General features: G+C 42.7%; 2 protein-coding genes. Both read right to left on the reverse strand.

Annotated elements, in window-relative coordinates; all coding sequences use genetic code 11:
• Nucleotides 1-320: 320 nt before the first annotated feature.
• Nucleotides 321-551: a hypothetical protein gene (locus GWI56_RS21520; protein WP_198574016.1), complete on the reverse strand. Its 231-nt coding sequence runs from the start codon at nucleotides 549-551 to the stop codon at nucleotides 321-323.
• Nucleotides 552-562: 11 nt separating this feature from the next.
• Nucleotides 563-1741, reverse strand: a 1179-nt coding sequence (locus GWI56_RS21525) for a phage/plasmid replication protein, II/X family (RefSeq protein WP_242068460.1), incomplete at its 5' end; no start/stop codon positions are given.

Below are 1741 nucleotides of genomic sequence, written 5' to 3' on the forward strand. Positions count from 1 at the left end.
TATACATTGTGCGCAGTTTTGTGTGGAAGGGATTAGATGTGCCGATAACGTCACTTATCGGCATTGATTGATATTTAGCCGTGTCTATTAGTCAGTTATCAATGGCTCAGTTTTGGTAATGCGCCGCAACTCAGAAAAACAGTTTGGGCAACTATCAATGAACAACGGGCGTAAATCATCAGGCCACCAAGGCTTATAACAACGGGTGCATTGATGCGTTGGTGCATCTTTACGCGCAACGAAGCTAATGCCGCCTTTATAAGGAATTGGCCGAAGATTTGAAATGCTATTAAACAAAGAGTCGTGATTCATAGTTGCCCCTATATTGACGTTGGTTCTACAACCGACAACGAGCCAAAAACCACTTGTTGATGTTGCTGTAATTGCAGAGTTAAGTTTTCAGACAAGAGTTTTACTAATGCGTGTTTTGAATGGTCTTCGCACCAATCGTCAGCAACATCAGAAAATGCACGAACGGCTAAATCTAGTGCATTTAAAGAATGATAAATTGGTTCAAAATTAGTCAGCACCACAGTTCCTTGTGTAGACATGGTTATACCTCCTATGCATAGGCTTTAAATGGTAAAACATTGGATTGTGCAACAATGGGTAATTGATACCAGTACGGTACAATTAGCGGTTTAACTTCAATGACTTCTGAACGTTTAAGTGTCGGGCACATACGACTTACATCGAACTGTTGGCCGATATCGATGCCGATAGCTTTTAGACGGGCTTTGTGAACGTAATAATTTGAACTACTCAGTTCGCTTTTTATATCTTTGCCATGTTGCCAAATTAATGCATAGGATTGAGTCGCATTTGCTGCCTGACGACTTTTAACGATTCCGAGATTTAAAAGTTGGTCTGCAATGCTTTGGTGCTCATCATGTGATATCTGGATAGTTTTCATGGCGTTCTCTATGTCAGTTAGGTGCGGATAAAAGTCTTGTTCAGTGACTCGGCCATAAAATTGCAACGTATGACGTTTTAGCAATGCCTGTCTTAAGCTATGTTCTTCGCGTACTACACCTGTGTTTTCGCAGTATTTAATTAAGTTTTCTAAGTAGTTAAGTCTATCAATGGGAACGCCAGCTTTTTTGCGGAGTTCTTTGTTTAAATGCCGCTGTAACTCAACGGCTTTGTTGTAGAGCTTGGTCATTACCCAAGTAGAACCCTCGCCCCAGTTGCACGTGTGGCCATCTGGATAAAGCTTGGGTTTACGACCTCGGCCGATTTGCATTGATGACATACCACGGATAAATGAAGCCTCCTTGCCCTTGCCTACTTGATGGTTCACTGTCCAGTCGATAGCGGTAATCTCTGCACCATTACCAACAAGTTGAGTGGTTTTGCCGTCTGGCGTTTGGCGGTATGAAATTTGAGTATTTTTGGTGAACGGTGGTAAATCATATTGGGCTAGCACGTGATTAAAAATCGCAACACACTCATCAAGCGTCTGCAGGCCAAAAAGGTTATCCATGCGTTGCCAGCGAGATGGATTGCCTTCCACCCTCACCCGCTGCCCATCACAACGGATGGTTAACTTGGTACTGTATGACCCTTCAAGGATTTTTTGGTTAACCGATGGCGGTAAATGCTCACCTGTTTCCAGTTCGAACCGTTCAATGACATGCCGACCGACCAGCGGCAAATTGCCCTCTGGATGGTCTTGTTGCATGAACAAACGGTCAATGAAAAACAATTGAGTAAAAAACCTGTCAAGTACATTTTTATATAC

It is taken from the genome of Shewanella sp. DW31, from assembly GCF_015767295.1.
GTDB lineage: Bacteria > Pseudomonadota > Gammaproteobacteria > Enterobacterales > Shewanellaceae > Shewanella > Shewanella oncorhynchi.